At 57.7% G+C, this 20,509-nt stretch carries 20 protein-coding genes; 15 read left to right on the top strand and 5 right to left on the bottom strand.

Going from position 1 to position 20,509, the window contains the following annotated elements; translation table 11 throughout:
• Positions 1–156: 156 nt before the first annotated feature.
• Complete coding sequence (locus ACJ5NV_RS01380) at positions 157–282, bottom strand: hypothetical protein (protein WP_411641734.1); 126 nt, start codon at positions 280–282, stop codon at positions 157–159.
• A 249-nt stretch (positions 283–531) separates the two neighbouring features.
• Here ACJ5NV_RS01380 and ACJ5NV_RS01375 point away from each other — a divergent pair, with 249 nt between their 5' ends.
• The 9 genes from ACJ5NV_RS01375 (at position 532) to ACJ5NV_RS01335 (ending at position 9,453) form a co-directional block, all read left to right on the top strand.
• On the top strand, positions 532–1,323 hold the full coding sequence (locus ACJ5NV_RS01375; RefSeq protein WP_411641732.1) for a L,D-transpeptidase: 792 nt from the start codon (positions 532–534) through the stop codon (positions 1,321–1,323).
• Between the two features lie 204 nt (positions 1,324–1,527).
• Complete coding sequence (locus tag ACJ5NV_RS01370; protein WP_411641731.1) at positions 1,528–2,610, top strand: hypothetical protein; 1,083 nt, start codon at positions 1,528–1,530, stop codon at positions 2,608–2,610.
• Positions 2,611–2,707: 97 nt separating this feature from the next.
• Positions 2,708–3,829 carry a hypothetical protein gene (locus ACJ5NV_RS01365; protein WP_411641729.1) on the top strand — a complete coding sequence of 374 codons (1,122 nt, stop codon included), beginning with the start codon at positions 2,708–2,710 and terminating at the stop codon, positions 3,827–3,829.
• Between the two features lie 63 nt (positions 3,830–3,892).
• The gene (locus ACJ5NV_RS01360; RefSeq protein ID WP_411641727.1) at positions 3,893–5,833 is read left to right on the top strand and encodes an AAA family ATPase; all 1,941 of its coding nucleotides are present in this window, start codon (positions 3,893–3,895) and stop codon (positions 5,831–5,833) included.
• Positions 5,830–6,597, top strand: coding sequence for a hypothetical protein (locus ACJ5NV_RS01355; RefSeq protein ID WP_411641725.1), 768 nt, complete (start codon positions 5,830–5,832; stop codon positions 6,595–6,597). Before ACJ5NV_RS01360 ends, ACJ5NV_RS01355 begins: the two co-directional genes overlap by 4 nt.
• A gap of 122 nt (positions 6,598–6,719) precedes the next feature.
• Positions 6,720–7,061 (top strand): hypothetical protein, encoded by a 342-nt coding sequence (locus tag ACJ5NV_RS01350; protein ID WP_411641723.1) that lies wholly within the window; start codon positions 6,720–6,722, stop codon positions 7,059–7,061.
• Positions 7,062–7,110: 49 nt separating this feature from the next.
• Entirely contained in the window at positions 7,111–8,460 is a 1,350-nt protein-coding gene (locus tag ACJ5NV_RS01345) for a DUF6638 family protein (protein WP_411641722.1), read from the top strand.
• A gap of 2 nt (positions 8,461–8,462) precedes the next feature.
• Positions 8,463–8,741 carry a hypothetical protein gene (locus ACJ5NV_RS01340; RefSeq protein WP_411641720.1) on the top strand — a complete coding sequence of 93 codons (279 nt, stop codon included), beginning with the start codon at positions 8,463–8,465 and terminating at the stop codon, positions 8,739–8,741.
• Between the two features lie 10 nt (positions 8,742–8,751).
• A complete protein-coding gene (locus ACJ5NV_RS01335) occupies positions 8,752–9,453 on the top strand; it encodes a DUF1523 family protein (protein WP_411641718.1) in 702 nt (233 codons plus the stop codon).
• Between the two features lie 136 nt (positions 9,454–9,589).
• On the opposite strand, the gene ACJ5NV_RS01330 is transcribed toward ACJ5NV_RS01335, so the two are convergent.
• The 3 genes from ACJ5NV_RS01330 to ACJ5NV_RS01320 form a co-directional block, all read right to left on the bottom strand.
• Positions 9,590–11,908: an aldehyde dehydrogenase family protein gene (locus ACJ5NV_RS01330; protein WP_411641717.1), complete on the bottom strand. Its 2,319-nt coding sequence runs from the start codon at positions 11,906–11,908 to the stop codon at positions 9,590–9,592.
• A gap of 124 nt (positions 11,909–12,032) precedes the next feature.
• The gene (gene deoC / locus ACJ5NV_RS01325; protein ID WP_411641715.1) at positions 12,033–13,043 is read right to left on the bottom strand and encodes a deoxyribose-phosphate aldolase; all 1,011 of its coding nucleotides are present in this window, start codon (positions 13,041–13,043) and stop codon (positions 12,033–12,035) included.
• A 60-nt stretch (positions 13,044–13,103) separates the two neighbouring features.
• The gene (locus ACJ5NV_RS01320; protein WP_411641713.1) at positions 13,104–13,937 is read right to left on the bottom strand and encodes a helix-turn-helix transcriptional regulator; all 834 of its coding nucleotides are present in this window, start codon (positions 13,935–13,937) and stop codon (positions 13,104–13,106) included.
• A gap of 164 nt (positions 13,938–14,101) precedes the next feature.
• Here ACJ5NV_RS01320 and rpe point away from each other — a divergent pair, with 164 nt between their 5' ends.
• The 4 genes from rpe (at position 14,102) to ACJ5NV_RS01300 (ending at position 17,220) form a co-directional block, all read left to right on the top strand.
• Positions 14,102–14,776 carry a ribulose-phosphate 3-epimerase gene (gene rpe / locus ACJ5NV_RS01315; RefSeq protein ID WP_411641711.1) on the top strand — a complete coding sequence of 225 codons (675 nt, stop codon included), beginning with the start codon at positions 14,102–14,104 and terminating at the stop codon, positions 14,774–14,776.
• Positions 14,777–14,990: 214 nt separating this feature from the next.
• Positions 14,991–15,683, top strand: coding sequence for a response regulator transcription factor (locus ACJ5NV_RS01310; RefSeq protein ID WP_411641709.1), 693 nt, complete (start codon positions 14,991–14,993; stop codon positions 15,681–15,683).
• Complete coding sequence (locus ACJ5NV_RS01305; protein WP_411641707.1) at positions 15,668–16,591, top strand: ATP-binding protein; 924 nt, start codon at positions 15,668–15,670, stop codon at positions 16,589–16,591. Before ACJ5NV_RS01310 ends, ACJ5NV_RS01305 begins: the two co-directional genes overlap by 16 nt.
• Positions 16,592–16,614: 23 nt before the next feature.
• The gene (locus tag ACJ5NV_RS01300; RefSeq protein WP_411641706.1) at positions 16,615–17,220 is read left to right on the top strand and encodes a hypothetical protein; all 606 of its coding nucleotides are present in this window, start codon (positions 16,615–16,617) and stop codon (positions 17,218–17,220) included.
• On the opposite strand, the gene ACJ5NV_RS01295 is transcribed toward ACJ5NV_RS01300, so the two are convergent.
• Positions 17,192–18,412, bottom strand: coding sequence for a urate hydroxylase PuuD (locus ACJ5NV_RS01295; RefSeq protein WP_411641704.1), 1,221 nt, complete (start codon positions 18,410–18,412; stop codon positions 17,192–17,194). The genes ACJ5NV_RS01300 and ACJ5NV_RS01295 overlap by 29 nt on opposite strands.
• Before the next feature lie 207 nt (positions 18,413–18,619).
• On the opposite strand from ACJ5NV_RS01295, the gene puuE reads away from it, so the two are divergent.
• Complete coding sequence (puuE, locus tag ACJ5NV_RS01290; protein ID WP_411641702.1) at positions 18,620–20,020, top strand: allantoinase PuuE; 1,401 nt, start codon at positions 18,620–18,622, stop codon at positions 20,018–20,020.
• Positions 20,017–20,493: an ureidoglycolate lyase gene (locus ACJ5NV_RS01285; RefSeq protein ID WP_411641700.1), complete on the top strand. Its 477-nt coding sequence runs from the start codon at positions 20,017–20,019 to the stop codon at positions 20,491–20,493. The genes puuE and ACJ5NV_RS01285 overlap by 4 nt, the downstream gene beginning before the upstream one ends.
• The last annotated feature ends 16 nt before the right edge of the window (positions 20,494–20,509 follow it).

The raw sequence follows: 20,509 nt of genomic DNA, 5'->3' as shown, positions 1-20,509 counted from the left end.
GGTCAACCTTGGCAGCGGCCCCAGATCGGAAAGATTTTGCGTCGGTCCGTGATGCTTTCCATCAGGTGTTCTTGCAAGACCAACAATCAGCCGTTCCAATTCGGGAATTTGCGCCAGCTCTTCCTGCGAGGCCGTTAGCGCGCCCAGATCCGAAAATCAGATGGCGCGCCGGTCGTCAGGGCCCTCTGCATCACGGGTCAGGATGGCGCGGTGCTGCGCCTCTGCATTGGCCGCAGCGCTATCGTCCTTCCACGCGGGGTTGCCGTAGGTAATATCCAGCACATCAATGATCCAAAAATACAATTATTGCATGTAAGCTGACTGAAATATCGGCCTGACGTCAAGCGCGGCACGCATTCTCGCCATTTATCGGAACCTTTTGCGGTCTGCGCAGTTTGACCACCCGCACCGCCGGGCGCGATTGTCACGTTTTGTAATGCTTCTGCAAGAAACCGCCTGTTGGGCATTTTATCTCAATCAGTCACCCTGATAAGAGGAGATTCGTTGTGAATATCGGGGTTTGCCTGTCTTATGATTAATCTGACACGTCGTTCTTTCGGGGCTATGATGCTGGCCAGCGTGGCTGGCTGCGCGCGCCCTGTGCAAATCCCCGGCCTGACAGAGCCAGAGGTGGCGCAGTTTTTGCCCGGTTATGGTCTATTGCCAGATTCCGATTATGTACTGCCCGGCATTCCCAGCAAATACCTGCAAGGCGTCAACCGCCGCATGTCGGGTATTTATAATGGTGAGCAGCCGCCGAACACGCTCGACGTCGACCCTTATGCAAAGTTTCTGTACCATGTGCGCGCAGACGGGACGACCACCCGTTACCCGGTGGGTGTTGGTCGTGCGGGCAAGTCGATCCGGGGCGGGGCGACGATCAAGCTGAAACGCAAATGGCCAGGCTGGACACCAACGCAGAACATGCTGCGGACCGAACCCGAAGTTTACGGCGCTTTTCGCGGCGGGATCCCCGGCGGATTGCGCAGTCCGTTGGGCGCGCGTGCGCTCTATCTATATCGGGGCAGCCGCGACACCTATTACCGCATTCATGGCACCAATGATCTGGAATCAATCGGCAACTCCGGATCGGCTGGCTGCATCCGTATGTTCAACCATGATATCATTGACCTATACGATCAGGTTGATACGCCGATGCAGGTGCATATTCGTGGCCGCGAGGAATCGCTGCGCGTCGACCCCGAGAATTTTGAGCGTGGCGTGGAACTGCCGCCCAAGATCATCGACCCCGAAGAACTGCTTGGACCGGACCCCGACGCATTGGACCGTTCGTCAGAGCAGGACGATACGGTCGACGCCTAACCCCTGATCACACGTCATGGTGGTCGCGGCCGCTTCGCCTGTTTCGCTACAGGTGCTTGCCATCGCATGCCCGTGTAACGCAGCGCCGCCGTGGCGGATGTGCTGCAACCTGCGTTCAAACAGGCTCTGACCACGCCCCCCTATTCACATCGCCGTTAACGTGGCCATATAAGTTGTAAGACAGGTTTATTGAGGAGTGCCCTAATGGCGGATTTTGAAACGCAGATTCAGGAGTCTCAGGCCCAGGTGGCCGAGGCCCAGAGCAAAATTTCCGAGCTGACCGGCCGGATCGAGACCGCGCGCACGAAAATGGCGCAGGGCACGGATGTGGCCGTGGATATTGAAAACGCAACACTGGATGACGTGCATCAGCATACTGAAGTGATGAATGCCAATATCGCCGAGCTGATTATGGGGCTGGACGATGTGACATCGGCCTTTTCGCGTGATTTCGACCAGATGCGGTCGAAGACCGGGATGGAGACGGTGATTGGTTTCTTTAGCAAAGCCAAGGCCGACAGTATGCGGCAAGAGCGGATGCGGACAGCCAGCATTGACGACAAACTGCAGGACCTGATCAGCAAATCAGACGTGATCATGAAGCTGCTCGAAGGGCAGTTGGCTGTTTTGAATGAGCAGAAGGTCAGCGTCGAACAAAACCTGTCCGGCACGTTGCAGGAACGTGAGGCCGTGGTGGGCGAGTTGGAAACGCTGAAGGCCGATATTCTGGGTATGGATCCCAAGATCATCGACCTTGAAGGCAAGATTTCCGTGGAACAGGACGCCGCCGCCCGCACCAAGCTGGAAACTGAACTTGCGGGCCTGAACAGCCAGTATAATGAAATGGTGCAGCAAGAGCAGGTCAAGATCGCGAAATCCCAGACGCTGGAACGCTACATTGAGAAGGGCAAGACCTGGATCGACAGTTTGCAGAACCAGGCGGCGACCCAGATGGTGCTGATCAACAAGCTGCAAACAGACACCAAGCAACGTGTTGTGCTATATGACGCTCTGTCAAAATCTTTGAAGACGGCGCAGCAGCAGGACGTGGCCCACAAGATCAACGAGATCGGGGTGCAGACTGATCAGGAAGCGCAGACAGCAATGGCGGCCATCGGCTCTGCCACCAACGCCCGGATGACCGATATGCTGGAGGCCCATGAGGACCACATGGTCTTTGCCCGCGAGGTGCTGGAGCAGAAAGCGAAAGCCGATGAACGCTTTGTTCGCCGGTTCCAGAAGATTGTGGAAAAGCATGATAGCAATGCCTATGGGGCCGAATTGTGATCTGCCGCAGTCCCGGACATGATCCGGGACCTCTTGCTGCGGCTTGTTTGGGGTCCCGGATCACGTCCGGGACTGCGATCCGCGTTATAGGGACGTCATGACCCAGACTGACCTCCAAGCCGATCATATCAAGCTGGAAGATACCCGCACCACCCGGAGGTATTTCGGCAAGTTCTCCAAAATCACCGGCTATCTGACCAAGGTGGCCGCAACGATGGAGGCGGAGGGCCGATTTTCGCGGCATGATATCGAGGCCTTGGCCCGCTATCTGGTGGGGCTCAACTGGACTTTTACCGCCCTGTCCCACAAATACCATTTTGCGGGGCGTTATGCTCATGCGGGTGCGCTGACATTTGATCGCCGTGAAAGCGGGTTTCCTGTGTATCAGGAGCTTTTGGAGATGGCCAATGACGCCCAGCAGGCGGCGCGGCATCTGGAATCGCAGCCCTCGGTCGCGGCGCTGAAGGATCAGATGGTGCGCGTTATTTTGGCCGAACAGCAGATCCCGACAAAGCTGCAATATGCGCTGTCCCAACGGATGTATTACGAGGAACTGGCGCGCGGCGATCAGTTCTGGGCCCGCAATGATCCGCAGGCGGTCTGGATTGAAAACGTCGCGGATCGCCGCCGGTTTTTGGTGCATTGGGCGGTCTATGACAGCCAGGTGAACCTGCCCACGATATACCTGATGGACGTTGAAGATACCGGGCGCGTGGGCCTGCCCAAGGATGAACGACGCTGGCCTGAAGCACAGGCGCATCTAATGGCGCAATCGGTGGCTCATCTGAAACTGGTGACCATCGCCAAAGGGTTTGACGAAGATTTCGACGATCTGCACCCCATCCGCCTGCGCCGGTTTCATATCGGGCCGATGTATTCCTCGGCCTTTACCCGCCAGTCCGGTCCGCTCCGCGATGTGTTGCAGGCCGCCAATGCCCCTGTGGGCGAAGATTGGGCGCTGGTCTGGACCGAGGAAGAGCTGAAATCCGCACGTGTGGAAAATGTAAAATCGGGCTGGTTCGGCACGGTAGAACGCCAGATATTCGCGCTCGACCCGTTCGAAGGCGGCGGGGCGGAGAGTGGCGCGACCCGCATGGAGCGGTCACTGATTATGCCAGAGCGCCCTTATCAGGCGCTGGCCGAGCGCAATCCGCCCGGCTTTCGTGACGTGCGCAAATTTGTGGTCAGCCGCAATGGCCGGGTGTTGAGTTACAGGTAGGGTGGGTCAAGATCCACCTTACGGAAGGAAATGTGGGTGGCCGACCCGCGTGAAGGAGAGAGCATGAGCCAGACAAGCGATCAGATGGAGCTGCGCGAGGAGGAAATCCGCAAGCATTACGCGGCGGCGCTGGATTTGATCGATGGGTTCGATCATGCGCCCCGGATCGCCAAGGCTGACGCGGCGCCGGCTGCGGCACCTGAACGCTCGTCTGGTATCGGCACGCGCCGCGCGTTCCGGTCGACGACCCCGGGCTTGGTCACTCGCCGCGTCACCCGTCAGGAAGGCGTACAACTGACCACGCGGGTTGAGGCTGTGGAGGGGGGCGATGGTCTGATTTCGCCCTTGCAGGCCAGCGTGCTGCAATCGCTGCGCCGCGCCGTTGCCGTGGCGCTGGCTGTGGCCGAGCAATATGCGGAGCGCACACCGCTGAAAGATCTGAAACGCGCCAATCTGGAAGGGGCCTTGCCTGATACCAGCCGCGCGGATTTCAGCGAATATCTGACAGCCGAAGCATTGATTATGCTCTATGTATTCGGCTCTGCGACCGCTTATTATCTGGCCTCCCATGCGACCGAAGAGGTGGTGGAGCTGGGTGAGATTGATGAGGTGTTGCTGGATAACGGCCAGCTTGCCCTGCATGGCGCATTGTGGGAACTGGATCAGGATATCGCAACCCATGCCACATCAGAGCCAAAGCTTGTGGCGACTGTGCTGGGTTTTGCCGAAACCCTGATGGAAAAAGTCGCCGCCCGTGCCGCGGGTGCGGGCCGGTTGGAACCGTTCAACGCCGCCAGTTGGCGGGTGGATGCGGATGATTTTGCGGTGCAGGGCTTTAGCCCGGCGCGCAAAGCCAAAGGGTCCACCCTGACCATGAGCTTCAAGAAACCGAATGAGGTTGTGGGCAACCATATCGCCAAATATCAGGCGATGAAGCTGGCCAAAATGGTGATGGCCTATGATTTTGACCGCCGGTTGAACCCCTTTGCCGAACTTGGCGGGTTCATATTCACCTTCATGGGGGACGGCAAGCCGGGTACGGGCAAGACGACCCTGATCCAGATGATGGCCGGGCTGATCCATGATTATTGTCAGGTTGCGGGCTATCCGTTTCGCTATCAGAATCTGAGCACCGAAAATATCGACAGCTATCAGGGCAAATCAGGGCAGAACGCCAAGGCGTTTATCCGCAATGTGCTGGACCCGCATGTGATTGGCTTTGGCACGATTGATGATATCGACCAACTGGCGGGCAAGCGCGGGGATCGTCAATCATCTGCCGGTCAGTTGGAAATCACCGCTGTGCTGATGGAAAGCTTCGCCGGGGCCAATACGGTGGTGCGGGGCAATTGTACCTTTGGGATGTTCTCGAACTATCCCGAAAATGTCGATGATGCGCTGCGCCAGCGCGCCGGGGCGCGGTTTCTGGTGGATGGGCCGCAGACCCGCGATGATTATATCGACATCCTGTATCTGCTGATGGGTAAGAACCACGACATCCCCGTGGGCGAACATGAGGTTTTCAGCGCGCAGGAGATCAAGAAAGCCGTCGCCGCCAGTTTTGAAAGCCATGCCCGCCCGCATGAAGAAGGGCTGATGCGGGTCTTTGAACGGGTGCATGGTCAGGTGGGCGATCTGGATACGATTGCCAAGATTGGCACCTATCTGAAGGGTATTCAGGAGGCGGATGAACGCTTCACCGGGCGTGCGATCAAGAATATCACCGATGCGGTGAAAGTCCGCGCGATGGATTTCGAGCTGCCCGATGAATGGATGGAACAGCCGGATCTGTTCATGTTCAAGGATTACGATACGAAGAAGGCGATGATCTCTGAGCTACGTCAGCCGATCACGGTGGAGATGGTGGTGCAGGAGATCAACCGCTACGCCGATAGCGAATTCCGCTACGCGGATAAATCCGACGCGGTGGCGATTGACGCGATGGTGCGTGATTTTGCGCGGCAGGAAGAGGCGAAGCGGCGGTATCTGGAGGGGAAGGAATGAGTGACGCAAAAATCGAGTTTCAAGAGTTTGATCTTGATTGGAACACATTGAAAGGCTTGCCAAAAAACCACCTTGTAGTGTTCTCTGTCGTTAGCTTCGCGGTAAGTGAGGTGAATGCTCTAAGAAAGCTTTTTTTGGCACAGAACCACCCTTACACGAAAATTCCATCGATAGACAGTGCGGGAAATATTGCTCGCTTCGTTTTGCTTCGAACTTGGAGCGCGAAACTATTTGAATTTTTGGAGTTTCTAAAATCGATCGAAAAGAGAAAAAATGACGCGATCATCTCTGAACTTTCGCGAGATTCTCAACACCAAGTTAATAATCTAGCTAAGGGGGAGGGTTACGAGGTGGCTCGTTGCTTGCGGCACGAAACGGCAAATCATTACTCTTTTGATGCAGCAATAAAGAATTATCCTCATATTTCTGAAGACGGAGATTTCAACTTATATACGCACAATTTCGGTGGGAACGACTTCTTCCCGATAGGAGAAGAGCTAATGTTTAATGCGAGGCTAAATCGAAAGTGGAGGAATATTCCGGAAAAGCAGGAGAGAGATCGACTGTTCAATGATTGGCTTGGTTGGTGTCTTGAGATGACCGACGCCTTGGTTCTCATTCATGCAAGATTTGCGCACGGTCTGATATTTGTTCCTCTTGGGCGAAATGATATGAAAGAAACCTGTTATCAGTTGCCCGATTATTTGGTGGGGGACTTGTATGATGTCATAGTACCTATTTTTACGGAGCGAGCAGGTGCTTGATATTACAGGTAGCAGCCTGACGGTTGGTTGCGAGCGCACGAAAATTCAGAGCCGTCTGGCGAGATGGCTACGGTCCAGAGGGAATTTATCGGTGTCAGTTCATGACATAAGGCCTGTCTAAGATGGCGCTGTTTTCCGACAGCCTGTTTCTGCCTGCGCTGGCCCTCGCCGCGCTTGCGTTCTTTGTGCCCCGTTTGCTGGCGCGTGTTCTGCCCGAAGGGGTGAAACCGCTTTTGCTGAATGCGTTTCTATCCACCATGCTGATTTTTCTGCTGGCGGGGGGCATGTTCGTCTGTCTTTACCTTTGGCAGGGGGCTACTGCGGCGCAGCTGTTTGCTCCGGGTGTCGCTGCGACGGTGGTGTTCTTTGGCCGACTTGGATTGGCCTCTGCGATGATTTGGGCCCCGATTTTGTTGCTTTCGGTGGCGGGGTTGCCGCGGAAATGGGTGAAGAAGACATGGTGAGGGTTCTGAAGACAAGATGGGTGAAATCACCCATCATACGGAGGGTTTCGTGCACCGACTGATCGAAAAGGGCCTCATGTTTGGCAACTTGATCCGGGTGGACAGCCCGGTGCTGGTGGAGCGGTATAATCGTGCGCTGAAGCATTTGACGGGTCGCGAAACGGCGTTGGATGACTTTCATGTCGATATTTCGGGCTATAGTCCTGAGGTCGGGGATGAACTGGGCGATGAGCTTTACCTGAACCATGCGGGTGTGAACCGTCAGTTCATTCTGCTGACGACCGAACAGGCGGATGCGCCGCTGTTGAATGCAAAATTCTCGACAGCGCGCGAAATTCTACGCCAGTTTATCAACGAAAATCGGTCCGAGCTGTTTGCGTTGACTGCACGTGATGCGGTGGCGGGGGAGTTGATCAACTCGATCTATGGGGTGCAGGCACCTGCTGATCTGTTCAATATCCTCAAAGTCACGGTAGAGGCGGATACGACCAGTGGCACGGTGGCCACGGCCAAAAAGCTGGGTCAATTGATTGACCGGTTCAAGACCGAACCGGATGCCTGGCATGATGATATGCTCATTGCTGAGATGATCGGCATGGCTAAACAGACCGGTGATGTAGCCCGCAACCCGGTCAACCTGCGCCACATGGAATTCGGGCAAGAGAATTTCTGGACAGCACTTTTCGGCGGGCTTTACGTCTTTCGCGGTGTGGAGCATCCGGCAGCTATTGTCGCGGGCAACAAGGCCAAGGTTGGCGCGCTGCCGATCCCCTTTACCTTTGATTTCAGCGAACGCTCGGCCATTGCGAAGTTTCTGAACCTCAATGATCTGGTGGAGCCGATCACCGATGCGCGCGGTGCCGATGCGGCGGCGATCCTGCGTCAGAAGATGGATTTTATTGTGGTCGCGGTTGCGGCGTCGATGAATGAGCAGCTGACTGGCGCGCGCGAACGCGACCTGCGCGTGTTGGGCCGCAAACATGCAAAACTGCTGCCCGAAGCCTGGCATGGGCTGGCCGCGCTGGTCCGCTGGGCCGAGGAAGATGGCCCATGGCCACGGATCACGTCAGAACACCCGGCCTATTTTTATACATTGCGGGCCAAGGCCCACCCGGATGCGAGCCTTGTGAATATGCTGCTGGCCGAGATGACACCGCTGGATGCGCGGCAGTTGTTTATCTGCCACAAGGAGGTTTTTTATCGGGCCTATGCCCGCTGGCCAGATGAAAAGAAGGCCTATGTCGTTGATTTTCTTGACCGTGAGTATCAAGTCGACAAGGCGGGGATGCGGAATGCGCTGTATGGTCATGACGCTGTGACAGAGCGGGCAATGCCAATAGGGCAGCCGGATCTGATCAGCCGTGTGGGCCCGTGGGGCGCGATCGGTCGGAGAGGGTAAGAATGTTTGGTTTTATCAGACTTGTGGTGCTGGGTTTTATCGCCATGACCGTGGTCTATTTCGCAATTTCAATCTATTCAAAATCTGTCCGGCGCGAACGTCTGGAAGATCAGTTTGCAGAAGACCATCCCGATGGGGGTGCACCGGGCGCTCGCGATGCCTATGTGGAACAGGGTATGGTGGCGTATAAGAATTCTATCCGGCCAAAGCTGATTGCGCTGGTCTATGCGGTGCCGATTATCGTGATGTCCGCGATCATCTACATTATAAATGAGAATTGAGAGGCAGCCCATGCGTAAGATCAAGATCACACTCCGGATCCTGTTAGTCCTCTTTTTTGCGACGATCCTGCACTATGGATTGCCGCAGCACGATGTGGTGCGTGTCGTGAACACCTATCAGGAACGGCAGGATCTGAACGACTGGACTCGGATTTTCTGGGCCAGCCCGGATGATCAGTCAGAGACGCTGATCAATCGCGATGTGCAGTTCATCCAGACGGTCAAGAAGCGGACATTCCTGCTAGGGTTTATCCCGCGTGATGCGACAGAGCCGATGGTCTATCGCAACGAGGATACCGGGTTTTCCTGGCCTTTCTATTTCAAGTTCGACACGGCCAATTTGCAGACCGAGGCTGATGATCTGCGCTCGACCGTCGAAAACCCGAAATGGGCGGTGCTGACCCATTATGGCTGGCGCAATCCCTATTTCTCGGCCTTTCCGAATGCGATTGCGATCCGTCCGGTGGATGGTCCGAATGTCACCGTGATCCCATGGTTTAATATCTTCTTCTTTATCACGCTGGCGGTGCTGCTGCTGTTTGTGCGCGCTATGTGGCGTCAGTTCCGTGAGCGTACGATTGATCCGCTGATGGGTAAGGCAGAACACCGCGTGGACGAGGTGCAGGCCGGCGTCGCAGAGCGTCGCGGTCGTATGTCCCGTTGGATGGATACTTGGCGCAAGAAGGAAAATCGCAGCACGCCACCTGAGTAATGTGCGTGCTGAGTGATGTGATGTGCGTGCAGCCTAAATGACGGCTGCGCCGATTCCATGTTTGGGGTGGGGGTTTCACCCCCGTCCCGTACCGGGACTCCCCCAGGATATTTTTGGCCAAAAGAAGCTTGGATGCCTATTCGCCGTAGGGGATCCAGATATTTTTGACCTCTGTCGCGGCTTGCAGGTAGCTGTGGCTGTCGGCGTTAAGCGCCTTACCGTGATTGACCCATGTGCGTTTGAGATTGGCAGCACTGGCCTTTTCGATCTCGGCTGAGAGATCACTGGAAGAGAAGGACCAGACCGCGTCGATGTCCATATGGCTGGCCAGTGGGCTGGCGAGATCCGCATGTGGGCCGGTCAGGATATTGACCACGCCTGCTGGCACGTCAGAGGTTTCAAGGATCTGGTAGAAATCAGTGGCGCCCAGTGGGAAGGCTTCGCTGGCGGCAAGGATCACCCGGTTACCCATTGCAATGGCTGGGGCCATAGCGCTGATCAGACCTGCCAGCGGCTGGGCATCATCGCAAAGGATGCCGATATTTCCGACCGGTTCTTTCATTGCCAAAGCAACACCCCGGATCGGGACGCCATGGGCCTGACCGTCATATTTGTCAGCCCAGGCCGCATAAGTGAAAAGCGCGCGGATCGCGGTTTCGACCTCATCCGCGCCGGTTTTTGTGCCGGTCATGGTGTTGATCCGTGTGGCGAATTCATCCGCCCGGGCGGACAGGTTTTCTGCGATGTAATAAAGGATCTGCGCGCGCAGGTGGCCGGTGGTTTTGGACCAGCCTTTGGCCGCATTACAGGCCTCCACCGCGTTGCGGATATCCTTGCGGTTGGCGATGGACGTGTGCCCCAGAAGTTTGCCCTTGGGGCTAAAAACCGGGTTGGAATAGCCGCCATCAGGACGGGCCTGCTTGCCGCCGATATAAAGCTTGGCCGTACGGTCAAGCGGGTCGGCGGGTGTGCCGTCTTCGGTGGTGAAGGCGGTGATTTTCTTGAGCGGTTTGGCCGTGCCGCTGGGTTTGGTGTAGCCAGAAAGCCCTTCCCAGCCGCCTTCACGCCCAAAGCCGCTTTCGCGGACCCCGCCAAACCCTGCGGCGGCATCCATCATATTGGTGCCATTGATCCAAACGATCCCGGCGGCGAGCTTTGGCGCGGTATCAAGGGCGAGGTTGATGTTTTCCGACCAGACGGATGCGGCCAGCCCATAGCGCGTGTTATTGGCGATCTCTACGGCCTCGGACGGGGTGCGGAAAGTGGTGGCGCAAAGCACGGGGCCAAAGATTTCCTCTTGCATCAGGGTTGATGCGGCGGACAGCCCGGTGATCAGGGTCGGGGGATAGAAACAGCCTTCGGGGGCGGTTGTTTGGTAGGTGTCACCTTCGGTGTTGGCGCTGACCATGCGGGTGATCTGCTCCAGCTGGACCGGGTCCACAATGGCCCCCACATCAATGCATTTGTCCAGCGGGTTGCCGATGCGCAGCGTATCCATGCGGGATTTCAGCTTGGCATAGAACCGGTCGGCGATGCCTTCTTGCACCAGCAGCCGCGAGCCTGCGCAGCAGACCTGACCCTGATTGAACCAGATTGCATCGACCAACCCTTCGACCGCGCTGTCGATGTCGGCGTCCTCAAACACGATATAGGGGGATTTACCTCCCAGTTCGAGTGAGAGCGCCTTTCCCGACCCAGCGGTGGCCTCACGGATTTTGCGCCCAACCTCAGTAGAGCCGGTGAAGGCAATTTTATTGACCTCTGCATTGACCAGTGCGGCCCCTGTTTCGCCATCGCCGGTGACGATATTGACGACGCCCGGGGGCACGCCCGCCTGGGTGCAGATATCGGCAAAGACCATCGCGCTGAGCGACGTATATTCGGCGGGTTTCAGCACCACCGTGTTACCCATCGCCAGCGCGGGCGCGATTTTCCAGGCGAGCATCAGCAGCGGAAAATTCCATGGGATGATTTGTCCACAGACGCCAAGGGCCTCGCGGTCGGGCAGTTCGGATTTCATCAGCTGGGCAAAGCCCGCGTGGTGATAGAAATGCCGGATCGCCAGCGGCACGTCGATATCGCGGGATTCCCGGATCGGTTTGCCGTTGTCGAGCGTTTCCATCACCGCCAGCAGCCGTGCATGTTTCTGCATCAGCCGGGCGATGGCATAAAGGACGCGTGCGCGCTTGTGCCCGGATTTGGCCCAAGCGGGCTGGGCCTTGCGCGCGGCGGCGACGGCTTCGGCGATTTCATCTGCCGTGCCTTTGGTCACGCCAGCAAGCTTTTCGCCGGTCGCAGGGTTGTTCGACGCGAAATCATCGCGCAGCGCGCCCCATTTGCCATTGATGTAATGCCCGGCGATGCCGCCGTTATCAGCCAGCCACTGCAAGGCTTCCTTGCTGCTTTCGGGGGCGGGGCCGTAATCCATAGTGTCGAAGATTTCTTTGATGGTCATTCTGCTGCTGCCCATATGCTTAGGGCGGCTTCCGGCCGCGGGTGGGGGTAAAGCCCCCGCCCATGGGGGCGGTCGGGGGCTGCCCGGCGTGCCGCCGGGCGTGACAGAGATGTCGCGCGTATCGTCATCCGATCGCATGCCGCCATGATGCCGAATAGGCACCGGTGACGTGGTGTTCGAGTTGCCGTTCGATGTCGCCCAGCAGGCTGGATGCACCGAAACGAAACAGGTCAGGTTGCAGCCAGCGGTCGCCCAACTCGTCTTTGATCATCGACAGGTAGACCAGCGCATCTTTGGCTTTGCTGATCCCACCAGCGGGCTTGTAGCCGACCTTGATCCCTGTCCTGTCCTGATAATCGCGAATGGCGCGGATCATCGTCAGGGTCACGGGGAGGGTGGCGTTGACGGGTTCTTTACCGGTGGAGGTTTTGATGAAATCGGCCCCGGCCATCATGCAGACCAGCGACGCGCGGGCGACATTGCGTAACGTGCCCAGTTCGCCAGTAGCTAGGATCGCTTTGACGTGGGCATCACCGCAGGCGTCGCGCATTTCGCGCATCTCATCATATAGCGCCTGCCAATTGCCGGTCAGAACATGGCGACGGGAAATGACGATATCAATCTCGGCCGCACCGGCGTTCACACTTTCGCCGATTTCGGCGATGCGCAGATGAAACGGGGAAAGACCCGCAGGAAAGCCGGTCGAGACGGCGGCGACGGGGATATTTGTGCCTTGAAGCGCGTCGACAGCCGTTTCGACCATGTCGTGATACACGCAGACAGCACCAGTGGTCAGCCCGGTCATGCCAAGCTGTTCAAGGATATCAGCGCGCACCGGCTGGCGGGCTTTGGCACAAAGGCGGCGCACGCGGCCCGCGCTATCATCACCGGACAGCGTCGTCAGGTCGATCAGGCTGATCGCTTTGCAAAGCCACGCAGCCTGATAATCTTTCTTCACCGACCGGCGGCCGGGCAGCGTTTTGGCGCGCCGTTCGATAGCAGATGTGTTTGCCTGCACCGCCATGACCCAATCAAGATCAAGCGGCATGCCATCATTGCGCTGTTCGTGAACCTGCGGCAGTTGCGTCGCGGTTGGCGCGGTGGATTGAGTCGTTTGCAAGGTGCCCTCCTGCATTGCCGGGTCAGCGTGGCATGCTGTCAGGGTCTTGGCAAGTTTTGACTATTTGGTCAAATACTATGTCGGCTGAATGACCTGACGTTGATATTTCTGTCGGTATTGTAGCGGGGTAAGCCCATATGCATCCCGAAAGAGTTTGTGGAAATGCGACATATTCGGAATGCCGCAATCGGCTGCGATCTGCGCAATAGACTCGGCGTCGGTGATCAGGACCCGCGCGGCATGGGCCATGCGGATTTGATTGATGTAATCTGACGGGGTTAAGCCCAGATATTTGCGCATGGACCGGCTGACATGGGCATGCGCCTTGCCTGTCAGTGCGACCATGCCAGCGGCACCATAACGGAAGACTTGCGGGTCCTGCGCGCTACTGCATGCATCGGCCAGCCATGCGGGCGTATCGTTGGGTAGGTTATCCTGCGTCAGATCGGCACAAAGCGGCAGCAGAAATGCCTCGGCCTCGAGGGTGTTGCGCGCGCTGCGTTCCAACAAAACCGCCGCGTGATTGAGGGCGGCCAGCTGCCTGATATCCCGCCGGGTGCGTGTATATCGGGTTTGCGACCAGAAAAGATGGCCCTGCAATTGGGGGTGCCGCTGGCCAAGCCCATCAATGATAGCCGGATGGATGCAAAGTGAGACGACGAGCGCATCCGCGCCGCGCCCTTGCAGGGCATGGGCCTGACCCGGTTGCAAGAAGATCAGATCGCCTTCGGTCAGTGTATTGCCACCATCGGGCAGGTGATGCCTGACCTTGCCATTCTGGACCCAGATGAGTTCGTAAAAGTCGTGATCATGCAGCGATTTCGGGCGCGCGTTGGTCAGCGTGGCCCGTGCCAGATGGATTTGACTGCCGTCTGACAAGATATCGCGGTGGAGAAGGGTAAAAGTCATATGTTATGATAACACATAAAACAGCGCATTTTTACAAAAAACTATCAAGATGGGCCGTAAACCCGTGGACCAGCAATGATGGATGGGTGAAACGCTTCCTTGGGTGACATTCGCAAGAATGCGCGCTATTGGCTGCATTATCAATTCAGAAGGTAGCGTTGCCGATGTCCTTTGATCGTTCCATCAAAATTGCCCCCTCTATTCTGGCGGCGGATTTCGCCAATTTCGGTGCGGAATGCGCAGCGATAGAGGCGCAGGGCGCGGATTGGGTCCATGTGGATGTGATGGACGGGCATTTCGTGCCCAACATCACCTTTGGCCCGGCAATGTGTGCCGCCATCCGCCCGCATATCAAAACAGTGATGGACGTGCATCTGATGATCGCGCCGGTTGATCCTTATATTGACGCCTTTGCTGAGGCAGGGGCTGATATCATCACCGCCCATGTCGAGGCTGGCCCACATATTCACCGCACCTTGCAGGCCATCCGCGGGGCGGGGGCCAAGGCGGGTGTGGCGCTGAACCCCGGCACGCCAGCCGCAGCGGTCGAAGACCTGATGGATATGGTCGATCTGATCTGCGTGATGACGGTGAACCCCGGCTTTGGCGGGCAAAAGTTCATCGATATGACCGCCAAAATACGCGCCCTGCGCGCGATGATTGGCGACCGCCCGATCCATATCGAAATCGATGGCGGTGTTGATCCGACAACTGCCCCGCTGGTGGCTGCGGCGGGTGCTGATGTACTGGTCGCAGGCTCTGCCGTGTTCCGGGGCGGGTCGGTCAGTGATCCTGCGCCTTATGGTGCCAATATGCGCGCTATCCGCGACGCGATCTAGCCTGTGCAAAAACTGCACGTCTACGCCGCAGAAAGCTGCACCACTGCCCCGTATCCCTGCCTAAAACCTGATAAGAAAAGGGACAGGAAATGGTGATACGTGGTGTGCCTCAGAAACTCGCAAACGATGCATGGTGGCTGGATGCGCCGGGCCCCGTCTTTAAGTCCGCACGCATTCCTTCTAACGTGACGCCAAAGACAAAGGAGCGTGACGCGTGACGGGCCAGATCCTAATTGCAGATGATGACGGGCAAATCCGGGATGTTGTCCGGCTTGCCCTGACACAAAGCGGGTTTTCCGTGGCCGAGGCTGCAGATGGTCAGGCCGCGCTACAGATGGCACAAAGCCTGCGCCCCGATCTGATTGTTCTGGATATTGGCATGCCCGAAATGGACGGGATGGCAGTGTGCCGCACGTTGCGCAAATCCTCGGACGTGCCAATCCTGTTTCTGACCGCCCAAACTGACGAGGTGGACCGCATCGTCGGGCTGGAACTGGGGGCGGATGATTACGTGTCCAAACCGTTTTCGCCGCGTGAACTGGTCGCACGGATCAAGGCGATCCTCAAACGCAGCACGCCGGTGCAGACGGTGGCCGGGGGGCTGTTGCGGCGCGGTATGTTAAGCGTCGATCCTGACCGCCATCTTTGCCATGTGCATGACGCGCCTGTCACCCTGACGGCGCGCGAGATGGATTTGCTGACCCGGCTGATGAGCCGCCCGGATAATGTCATGTCACGCCCGCAACTGGTCGATGCGATCTATGGCACCAATGTGCATGTCAGCGACCGTACGATGGACAGCCATCTGCGCAATCTACGGGGCAAGCTGGCGGCGGCGGGCTGTGCCGATGCAATTGATACGGTACATGGCGTCGGCGTCCGGATGGGTGCATGTCGCGGCGCGTGATCGCCAAATGGCGGCCCCCGCTCAGCTTTGTTCTGGGGGGCACGCTGATGACGGTGTTTTTGCTACCCCTTATTGGGATCGCCTATTTTCGGGTGGCGGGCGGAGTCCTCGGCTGGGCGGAAACCGCGTGGATGATTGGCTGGATGGCCTTGGTCGCGACATTGGTGCTGGGCTATCTGCTGTGGCGGCTGGTGTTGCAGCCGGTCCGCGCACTGACAGGCTACGCGCATAGCGAAGGGGCCGAAGAGGTGCCCACCCATTTCGGCACGCCAGAGTTTTCGCAGCTGGGGCAAGCCGTCATCGCAATGACGACCACCTTGCAAAGCCGCGAGGCGGTGCTGCGGTCTTATGCGGATCATGTCACGCATGAACTGAAGTCACCGCTAAGCGTGATCCGCGGCGCGGCAGAGCTGTTGGACGGGCCGGGGCTGGCGGATGCGGACCGTGCCTTGATGCTCTCGCGTATCACAGAGGCGGTCGGCCGGATGCAGGCATTGCTTGATAGCCAGCGCGCATTGGCGCAGGCGCAGGAACCGATGCCGCCCGGCGATTGCCGCCTGTCAGAGGTTCTGAGGGGTCATGACGTGATCCTGCCGCGTGATGGCGTGGTGCCCTTGCCTGGCGCGGTGATGGAACTGCTGGCGACCCATCTGATCGGGAACGCGCGCGCCCATGGGGCGCAGGCGGTGACATTTGATTTGCAGAACACGCGGCTGCTGATCAGTGATGACGGGCCGGGCATTTCCGAAGGCAATCGCGACCGCATATTCGACCCCTTCTTTACCACCCGCCGCGATGCGGGGGGCACGGGCATGGGACTGCCCATTGTGCGGCGCATGTTGCAAGGGCAGGGGGCAGAGATTACGTTACTTGATGGGCCGAGTACAATGTTTGAGGTGACGTTCTAACAAGCGGACAGAGGGCAGAGCCAATGAACCATGCGGTAGTGGATCGGATTGTGCTGGTGCTGATCGGTGCCATGCTGACCTATGCAGCGGCTATTTTCATGCAAGCAGCACTCGCCGGGCAGGACATGGGGGCTTGGGTTTGGGAACGGCATCAAAACCAGTTTTCGTGGTATTCGCGCCCGCTGTTCATCCTGCCAGCGGCCTATTACGCCTATCGGCGCAAGCTGTGGCATGTGATTGGCTTTATGGCGTTGATGGGCACCAGCCTGTTCTGGTTTGCGCCACCTGACCAGGTGCCTGCGGCGATCAGCGGCTATCTGGATTGGGAAAAACAGATGTTTTTCGTCAATGAAAACAAGGCACCGCTTGTGGCGCTTGTTGCTGCTGTGGTCGTGTTTCTGGCGTTGTTCTTCTATGCATTTTGGCAGCGCAATCTGTGGTACGGGCTTTTGCTGATTAACCTTGGCACCTTGCTCAAGATCGTGGTCAGCTTGGGATCAGGCGGTACGGCGGGGCAGGCGGCGGTTGTGCCCTCGCTCAGCAGTTTGCTGGTGATCAATCTGGCGGCTTTGGTAGTCTGGCGCTGGTGGCGGGCGCGGATCAGCTCCCGTCCCGATACCATTCAATAAGCGCCGCACGGTCGGCGGCAGAGATATTGGTGATATTGGCGGGGGGCATGGCGTGGCTGACACCGGCCTGCAAATAAATCTGGCGGGCGTGATGCGCGATATCGCTTTCGGTTTCCAGAAAGACCCCCTTGGGCGCCCAATGCATTCCGTTCCAGACAGGTTCGCGGGCGTGACACATGGAACAGCGCCCGATCACAATGTCATGGGCCTCTTGAAACCCGGCAGCGCTGGCAAAACGCTGTTCATAGGGTGTCAGCGCTCGCGCCTCGGCCTCTTCATAGGTGTCATGGCCGGGCACTGTGGACAGCCACGCGATGATGATGAACAGGATCACAGTGACCGCCCAGGTCCAGCTTGGCTTGCCTTTGCGCGCATGCATAGAGTTGAAATAATGCCGGATCGTCACCCCCATCAGAAAGACCAGTGATGCGATGATCCACGCATATTGCGTGCCAAAGGCTAGCGGATAGTGGTTCGACAGCATCAGGAAAATGACCGGCAAGGTCAGATAGTTGTTATGGGTGGACCGCAGCTTGGCGATCTTGCCGTATTTGGGATCAGGCGCACGGCCAGCTTTCAGGTCAGCGACAACGATCCGCTGGTTGGGCATGATGATAAAAAACACATTCGCGGTCATGATCGTGGCAGTGAAGGCCCCCAGATGCAGGAGTGCAGCGCGACCGGTGAAGACTTGGTTATACCCCCATGACATCACCACAAGCAGCACAAACAGCAGCAGCATCAGCACGGTGGGCCGCTCGCCTAGTGGCGATTTACATAGCTGGTCATAGATAACCCAGCCAACGGCAAGCGAGGCAGCAGAAATCAAAATACCCTGCCAGATCGCCAAGTCAGCTTTGCTGGGGTCGATCAGATACAGCTCTGCCCCTGCCCAATAGACGACGGCCAGCATCGCCGCACCGGAAAGCCATGTGGCGTAGCTTTCCCATTTGAACCAGGTCAGATGCTCTGGCATCGCGTCAGGGGCAACCAGATATTTCTGGATGTGATAGAAACCGCCACCATGGACCTGCCATTCTTCGCCATCGGCAGGGCCGTCGATATCGCGGTTCAGCGACAGATCAAGGGCGATAAAATAAAACGACGATCCGATCCAGGCGATTGCTGTAATCACATGCAGCCAGCGCAGGGCGAAGGCGATCCAATCCCATAAAATTGCGATATCATACATGATGGTTTCCCCGACAGATCGTGTTGCGTGCTTTTGATAAAAGCGATCTGCCACCGGAATAACAGCAGATTTTGGCGTCGCTTGATGATTTTTCCGCTCTGTCGGGGCCCGTATGCATGATTGCAGGCAGCGCAAAGCTGTGGCGTGACATTCCCAGGCAAAGGCAGGATGATCCCCCCAAAGCACCCTAAAGACTGGAGAGAAATCTTGCACCGTTATCCCCGCGACATGATCGGCTACGGCCCCACCCCACCGGCAGCACAATGGCCGGGCAATGCCCGGATCGCGGTGCAGATTGTTCTGAATTACGAAGAGGGTGGCGAAAATAACGTGTTGCACGGCGATGCCGCGTCAGAGGCGTTCCTGTCCGAAATCGTCGGCGCTGCGCAATGGCCGGGGCAGCGGCATTGGAACATGGAAAGCATCTATGAGTACGGTGCACGGGCCGGGTTCTGGCGCTTGCACCGGCTGATGCAGGATCTGCCGATCACGGTTTACGGGGTGGCCAGCGCGCTGGCGCGATCCCCTGAACAGGTCGCTGCGATGCAGGATGCAGGCTGGGAAATCGCCAGCCACGGCCTGAAGTGGATCGAATACAAAGATGCGTCAGAGGCGCAAGAGCGTGCAGATATGGCCGAGGCGATCCGGCTGCACACCGAAGTGACCGGCGCACCACCACGCGGCTGGTACACAGGGCGCTGTTCGGAAAACACCGTGCGGCTGGCCGCCGAAAGCGGGCAATTTGCCTATGTCGCCGATACTTATGATGATGACCTGCCCTATTGGGCTGAAGTTGGGGACCGCGACCAGTTGATCGTGCCCTACACGCTGGACGCCAATGACATGCGCTTTGCCACGCCGCAGGGGTTCAATTCCGGCACACAGTTCTTTGACTACCTCAAGGCCAGCTTTGATGCGCTTTACCGCGAAGGCGGGCGGATGATGTCGGTGGGGCTGCATTGTCGGCTGATCGGGCGACCCGGACGGGTCGAGGCGCTGCGCCAGTTCATCGCATACGTGAAATCGCATGAAGATGTCTGGTTCGCGACTCGTGAACGGATCGCCGATCACTGGGCAACAGCCCATCCGCATGAACGCTATGCCCGCCCCTCGCAGATGGATCAGGCGGCATTCGTGGCTGCCTATGGCGGTGTGTTTGAGCATTCAGCATGGGTGGCCGAACGCGCCCATGGTCTTGAACTGGGTCCGGCGCATGATCGCGTGGTGGGGCTGCATAACGCGCTCTGCCGGGCGTTCCGGTCCGCAAGCGAAGAAGAGCGTTTGGGCGTTTTGATCGCGCACCCCGATCTGGCGGGCAAGCTGGCGGCGGCAAAACGGCTGACGGCGGAAAGCACGGCAGAGCAGGCCAGCGCCGGGCTGGACGCGCTGACAGACAATGAACGCGCGGAATTTGCGGCGCAGAATGCGGCATATGTGGAAAAATTCGGCTTTCCCTTCATCATTGCGGTGCGCGACCATGACAAAGCGTCGATTAAAGCTGCATTCGCAACACGGCTGGAAAATGATCGGGCGACAGAGTTCACTACAGCCTGTCGCCAAGTTGAACGCATTGCCTTGCACCGATTGAAGGATATGCTGCCGCGATGAGCCGCGATATTCGCATAGCGCCTTTGACGGTGCAGGATTTTGCGCCCTTTGGCGATGTGATGAACTGCGCCGGTGTGCCCGACAAGATGATCAATGCGGGACTTTGCGGGCGGTTTCACGACCGCGCACAGCTTGATCTGGATGACGACGGGAAGGTTGGGATCAGCCTGTTCCGGTCTGAACTGCGGCAATTGCCCTATACGCTGGACATGGTGGAACGGCACCCGCTAGGCAGTCAGGCCTTTATCCCGATGAGCATGGACCCGTTTCTGGTCATCGTCGCGGCGGATGACCTGATCCCGCGCGCTTTTGTCACCGCACCGGGTGAGGCGATCAATTTCCACCGTGGCACTTGGCACGGGGTGCTGACGCCGCTCTCCGGGCCGGGTCTGTTTGCGGTGGTGGACCGGATCAATGACGGCCCCAATTTGGAAGAGCATTATTTCGAAACGCCTTATCGCGTGATTTCATAAAGATGGACCGGCGCAA

Source organism: Loktanella agnita (assembly GCF_046640325.1).
GTDB lineage: Bacteria > Pseudomonadota > Alphaproteobacteria > Rhodobacterales > Rhodobacteraceae > Yoonia > Yoonia agnita.
This window is presented reverse-complemented; position numbering and strand designations above follow the sequence as displayed.